At 31.8% G+C, this 6,199-nt stretch carries 6 protein-coding genes; all 6 read left to right on the forward strand.

Translation table 11 applies throughout. The features are described 5' to 3' along the window. Positions 1–136 precede the first annotated feature (136 nt). The 6 genes from BY457_RS18565 to BY457_RS18590 all read left to right on the forward strand — a co-directional run bounded on the left by BY457_RS18565 (position 137) and on the right by BY457_RS18590 (position 5,947). The gene (locus tag BY457_RS18565) at positions 137–481 is read left to right on the forward strand and encodes a type II toxin-antitoxin system RelE/ParE family toxin (protein WP_106154828.1); all 345 of its coding nucleotides are present in this window, start codon (positions 137–139) and stop codon (positions 479–481) included. A gap of 2 nt (positions 482–483) precedes the next feature. Beyond that, complete coding sequence (locus BY457_RS18570) at positions 484–783, forward strand: helix-turn-helix domain-containing protein (protein WP_106154829.1); 300 nt, start codon at positions 484–486, stop codon at positions 781–783. A 407-nt stretch (positions 784–1,190) separates the two neighbouring features. After that, positions 1,191–3,041, forward strand: a complete 1,851-nt coding sequence (locus BY457_RS18575; protein ID WP_106154830.1) for an ATP-dependent nuclease — start codon at positions 1,191–1,193, stop codon at positions 3,039–3,041. A 189-nt stretch (positions 3,042–3,230) separates the two neighbouring features. Next, entirely contained in the window at positions 3,231–5,069 is a 1,839-nt protein-coding gene (locus BY457_RS18580; protein WP_106154831.1) for a WG repeat-containing protein, read from the forward strand. A 231-nt stretch (positions 5,070–5,300) separates the two neighbouring features. Beyond that, entirely contained in the window at positions 5,301–5,645 is a 345-nt protein-coding gene (locus BY457_RS18585) for a type II toxin-antitoxin system RelE/ParE family toxin (protein WP_106154828.1), read from the forward strand. A 2-nt stretch (positions 5,646–5,647) separates the two neighbouring features. After that, on the forward strand, positions 5,648–5,947 hold the full coding sequence (locus BY457_RS18590; protein WP_106154829.1) for a helix-turn-helix domain-containing protein: 300 nt from the start codon (positions 5,648–5,650) through the stop codon (positions 5,945–5,947). Positions 5,948–6,199: the final 252 nt, after the last annotated feature.

Genomic DNA, 6,199 nt, shown 5'->3' on the forward strand with positions numbered 1-6,199 from the left:
GGTCTGAAACCACGCCCAGGCGCATATAGCCGGGACGTTAGCGCCCATAGTAAAGAAAAACCATATACACAGAAAAAAGACAATAACGATTGTATTTTTGTAACTTAAAAGTTACCTTTGATGTAAAATGAAATGAATGAAACGGATTCGAACTGTAATTGATTACAAGAACCATTTTAAGGATTTTCTTCTTGCGCAACCGAAGAAAGTGCAAGACAAAGTCTTTAAAATCATTGAATTAATTGAATATCAAGAACGAATTCCGGAAAAATATTTAAAACACATCAAAGGACAAAAAGGATTATATGAAGCCCGAATTTCATTGGCATCTAATATCTGGAGAGTCTTTTGTTTTTTCGACCAGGGACGATTGGTAATTTTATTAAACGGCTTTCAGAAAAAGTCGCAGAAAACACCAAAATCGGAGATTGAGAAAGCTGCAAAGCTTATGAAAGAGTATTTTAACGAAAAAAACAATTGATTATGGCTGAGAAAAATACAACCACTTGGACAGAATTAAAAGACCAAGTTTACGGAGAAAAAGGAACTGAAAGAAGAGATAAACTTGACCGTGAATTCAAATCATTCCGAATTGGTTTAACGCTAAGAGAAGCAAGAGAAAAAAGGCACTTAACGCAAGACCAGCTCGGGGAGATAATCAATAAAAAACGAAGTTATATTTCACGGGTTGAAAACGACGCAAGTAATATCACATTGAAAACCTTGTATGATATTGTTGAAAAGGGACTTGGTGGAAAAATAAACATTCAGATTGACTTATAAATTGAAAGATTTGGTTTTCCCTTTGGGTCTCATTCATCCTGACAAATTCATAGCTGGCAACTAACAAAGAACAAATTAAAAAACAAATAACGAATTGAAAAACAAGAAACTACGGGGCGCTAACAAAACTGTATACGCCAGCCGGGGCTACACAGCATATTGCAAGCTTCGTTTTTCCTTGTTACCCGCTCACGGCTTGACACAAGCTTTACGGGTTGAAAGCCCCGGCCTGACGCATACAGCCGGGCGTTAGGCACAAGCTAAAGTGCGAATTAAAACAATGACAATTCAAATTAATTAATAATGACATAAAATAACATCTTCTAGTGATATAACATAAAAAAAATGCTTTTTCAAAATTTTCTAAAACTAAGTTTATTCACAACATAATATAAATTGAAAAAACCATGAAAATTACCAAAATCACTATTGAGAACTTCAAATCCATTATTAAAATGGAATTTGAACTAAAAAAAATCGGAGGAAGCTTTACATCAATATTTGTTGGGATAAACGAATCAGGAAAAAGTAATCTTTTACAAGCATTGTCATATTTACAGGCACCAACAACTAAATTTAATTTCTTCAATTTGTGCAATCAAAAAAATGAAGATGCTAAATATGTTGACTTATTTTATTCTTTAGAATTTGAAAATCCCAAATCATATATCTCTGAAATAAATAAAGAAATAGAGTTTGATGGAGAATTAAGCTTTAAAATTCACGATATCATCAAAAACGTTTATTTGGAACGAAATAAAAATGAATTTACCTATAGTTATGAATATTTAGTATCCTTACCAAAGGAAAAACTATTTTTCAAAGAAAATTCAAAAACCATTACAGTAGGTGGAGTAAATCGCACGAAAAGAATAATAAAAATTAGTAAAGACTCTAATGAAACAGAATCCTTAAATGAACTTAATGAAGAAAGTTTCAAAGAATTATTTGACGAAAAAATTGCAGAGATTATCAATAAATATGAACCGAAAGTCTCTTACTGGACTCCTTCTGAAGAGTACTTATTGTCAGAGGTTAACCTCATACAATACCGTGAAAATCCAAGTTCGAATAAACCGTTAAAGAATATTTTTCATCTAGCTAATATTAATTCAAATGAAAACATTCAGGCGAAAATTGATAACATAAAAAACCCACAACAAAGAAGTCGTTTAGTAAGCCAGTTAGAGGACTCCTTAAATGATTATGTAAAAAAAATATGGAAACATGAAATTGATATAATTATTGACATTACTGAAACTGGAATGTTTTCTCTTTCCATCAAAGACAAAGGAGATGAAAATAAACACGATAGATTTTCTATAAAAGATAGAAGCGAAGGAGCTAAACATTTTCTTTCATTAATCCTTTCTCTTTCCCTTGAATCAAAAAATAATGCAAGAAACAACGAACTTATTTTAATAGATGAACCAGAACAACATATGCATCCATCAGGAATAAGAGATTTATCTAAAGAGCTTCTCAACATTGGAAAAAGAAATTATGTATTCATTGCAACACATTCACCATTTTTAATTGATAGAAATAATAAAAACAGACACTTCATTATCAAAAAAAATAAAAAAGCAATAACTGAGAAAAAAAACATCCAAGAACACCAAACACTCATCGATGATGAAGTTCTTAGAGAAGCTTTCGGGGTTGAAATCTACAGAGATTTATTAAATCCTCATAGCCTTTTAGTTGAAGGGGCTTCTGATAAAATTATTCTTCAAAAATCTCTTAACGTTTTGAATAAATCCCATATCGGTATTACAAATGGCCATGGAAGTAATATTGATACTCTAGCTTCAAAACTTAACCATGAAAATATTTCAATATTAGTCTTGGTTGATAATGACCAAGATGGACAAAAATATAAAAAGAAAATATTAAGCATTGGCGGTATTTATACATCCGACAATGTTTTTACAATAAGAGATATTGTTGGAGACGTTGTTGATGGTGGCACAATTGAGGATTTACTAGATAAAGAATTTATTAAATCACAATTTGGAAAATTTTACAAAAGATTTTTTGAGGAAGATGCAGCAGAATTTACAATTGAAGATAATAAGCCAGTTATTGAACAAGTTACAATTTATTTAAAGAAAAAAAGAAAATATAGTAGTTGGGATATGGATTTATTTAAGAAGCAAATATCTGATAATTTCAACCCTAGTAAAACTTCCTTAGAGGAAAAGAATCCTCTTTTAAAATCTCTTTCTGAAAATATAATTGAACAACTTGAATCTTAATCAAATCGACAACTGAACATAGAAAAAGCCAGTGCCTAACGGAGCTATATACGCCAGCCGTGGCATCCACAGCATATTGAGGGTTTTGTTTTACCCTCTCCCATGCTTTCAAGCTGATAAAGTCACAGCGGGTCTGATAGCCACGGGCCAGGCGCATATAGCCGGGACGTTAGCAACAAATGTAAGAGAATGAAACTACCCATAATTATATTAATTTCATTATTGACATTTCAGTCTTATGCTCAAAGTTCAAAAGAGAGTACACAACGTAATAATGAATATCAAGATTCTTTCAGCCGAATAGGCAAAAGTTCGAAATATGGATTCGTAAATAATCTAGGGGATACTGTTATTCCAATAGGAAAATACAAATTTCTAAATCCTCTTGATGATGAAGGAATGATATTAGCAACAAATTACAAAGACAAACAAGGTTTTATTGATATAAATGAAAATATTATAATCCCCTTCAACTATGAAGATTTAGGTGTGTTTTCGCATAATCTAACCTTTGCAGAAAAGAATGGAACTTTTGGTTATTTAAATCGAAAAGGAAAGACAATTATTGATTTTCAGTTTTCTGAAGCAAAATACTTTTACAATCCAGGATTAGCAATTGTTAAGAAGGAAAGTGGATGGGGCTTGATTGATACTCTTGGGAATTTTAAAGTTGACTGTATATATGATGATATTGATTACAGTCGAGAGAATCAGATTGCAATTGTCAAAAAGCATAATAAATGGGCATTTTATTTTAGTGATACGGAAACTCTAACAGATTTTGAATTTGATGAGATTATTGAATCATCAGGACGAATTCCAGAAAAAGGTCATTACAGTACAATCAAAGAGCTATACTTTAATAGGAACATTGCTCTTGTTAAAAAGGGAAATCAATTCGCTTTAATAGACAAGAATCTTCAGCAAATAGTAAAGTACGGCACATATGACATCATAAACCCTATGAATTGTTACGGTTACTCAATTGTAATCAAGGGAAACAAATATGGAATAATTGATTCTTTAGGCAATATTAAAATCCCAATAGAATATGATTTAATATCAACAAAACCAGCTCGTTCATATGGAAATAATTTTACAACTTTTTTAATAAAGAAAAATGGAAAATATCAGATTCTAAACAATCAAGCTGAATTAGAAATTAAGAAGGAGTTTGTTAAAGTTGACATCTTATCAGACAACTATTATTTAGCTTACAGTAATGACTCTATTTTCTTAATAGATGATGATAGTAAAATTGTTTCAAATAAATACACCGGTTATTATGACTTTGATGAAGGTTTTATCGTAAGGTTGGGTAATAAAATGGGAACTATTGATTACAAAGGCAATACAATTCTACCATTTATATACGATTCAATATTTCATCCACATCTTGAGGATTTTCTATATGCGAAAAAAGATGGACGATTTGGAGTGATTGATTATGATGGAAAAGTTGTAATTCCTTTTGAATATGAATTTATAACACGGGTTTGGTATGATGATTACGAAGAATATGAAGACAATTTAATTGTTCAAAAGGATAAGAAATTAGGAACGATTAATATGAAGAATGAAATCAATATACCATTAATTTATGACGGAATATGTAGTTGGATTGAATATAGTCCAGATGAACATTATGTAAAAAAGGACAATAAGTATGGCATGGTAAAGCCTAATGGCGAAATAATGATTCCTTGTTTGTACGACTACATTCATTACTATAATAGTCAAACAATTCTTATAGAAAGAGATAATAAGTTTGGTGTTCTAAATCGAGAGAATAAGGAAATTGTACCATGTGATTATGAAAAATTAATTGTAGATATTGATTACTGGGGATTTGATGAGAATCATAAAGATAAATTAGTCCTTTTGAAAGATGATGTATGGTACTACTTAGACTTAAATGGGAAACTAATAGCTAAGAATGTTGCCGAAGATGAAATATTAGAGAAATATCCAAATGCAAAAAAAGAAATTAAATATTCGCTTGACAATCAATTGATAATGGTGGAATAACATCAGTTGCTAACACACAATATAGCAAATGGCGGGGAAAATATTGATTTGAAGCATTCTTCCCCGCATCAAATTTTGTAACGGTGGATAGTGACGTAGCCCGCAAACCGCCACTTGCCATATTGTCAAACGTTAGCGCCCATAGTAAAGAAAAACCATATACACAGAAAAAAGACAATAACGATTGTATTTTTGTAACTTAAAAGTTACCTTTGATGTAAAATGAAATGAATGAAACGGATTCGAACTGTAATTGATTACAAGAACCATTTTAAGGATTTTCTTCTTGCGCAACCGAAGAAAGTGCAAGACAAAGTCTTTAAAATCATTGAATTAATTGAATATCAAGAACGAATTCCGGAAAAATATTTAAAACACATCAAAGGACAAAAAGGATTATATGAAGCCCGAATTTCATTGGCATCTAATATCTGGAGAGTCTTTTGTTTTTTCGACCAGGGACGATTGGTAATTTTATTAAACGGCTTTCAGAAAAAGTCGCAGAAAACACCAAAATCGGAGATTGAGAAAGCTGCAAAGCTTATGAAAGAGTATTTTAACGAAAAAAACAATTGATTATGGCTGAGAAAAATACAACCACTTGGACAGAATTAAAAGACCAAGTTTACGGAGAAAAAGGAACTGAAAGAAGAGATAAACTTGACCGTGAATTCAAATCATTCCGAATTGGTTTAACGCTAAGAGAAGCAAGAGAAAAAAGGCACTTAACGCAAGACCAGCTCGGGGAGATAATCAATAAAAAACGAAGTTATATTTCACGGGTTGAAAACGACGCAAGTAATATCACATTGAAAACCTTGTATGATATTGTTGAAAAGGGACTTGGTGGAAAAATAAACATTCAGATTGACTTATAAATTGAAAGATTTGGTTTTCCCTTTGGGTCTCATTCATCCTGACAAATTCATAGCTGGCAACTAACAAAGAACAAATTAAAAAACAAATAACGAATTGAAAAACAAGAAACTACGGGGCGCTAACAAAACTGTATACGCCAGCCGGGGCTACACAGCATATTGCAAGCTTCGTTTTTCCTTGTTACCCGCTCACGGCTTGACACAAGCTTTACGGGTTGAAAGCCCCGGCCTGACGCATACAGCCGGGCGTTG

The organism is Marinilabilia salmonicolor, assembly GCF_003003035.1.
Taxonomy (GTDB): domain Bacteria; phylum Bacteroidota; class Bacteroidia; order Bacteroidales; family Marinilabiliaceae; genus Marinilabilia; species Marinilabilia salmonicolor_A.

What these genes read in the sequence shown, in the direction of transcription:
- BY457_RS18565 (WP_106154828.1), top strand. Translation starts at nt 137, where the DNA reads ATGAAACGGATTCGAACTGTAATTGATTACAAGAACCATTTTAAGGAT.
- BY457_RS18570 (WP_106154829.1), top strand. Translation starts at nt 484, where the DNA reads ATGGCTGAGAAAAATACAACCACTTGGACAGAATTAAAAGACCAAGTT.
- BY457_RS18575 (WP_106154830.1), top strand. Translation starts at nt 1,191, where the DNA reads ATGAAAATTACCAAAATCACTATTGAGAACTTCAAATCCATTATTAAA.
- BY457_RS18580 (WP_106154831.1), top strand. Translation starts at nt 3,231, where the DNA reads ATGAAACTACCCATAATTATATTAATTTCATTATTGACATTTCAGTCT.
- BY457_RS18585 (WP_106154828.1), top strand. Translation starts at nt 5,301, where the DNA reads ATGAAACGGATTCGAACTGTAATTGATTACAAGAACCATTTTAAGGAT.
- BY457_RS18590 (WP_106154829.1), top strand. Translation starts at nt 5,648, where the DNA reads ATGGCTGAGAAAAATACAACCACTTGGACAGAATTAAAAGACCAAGTT.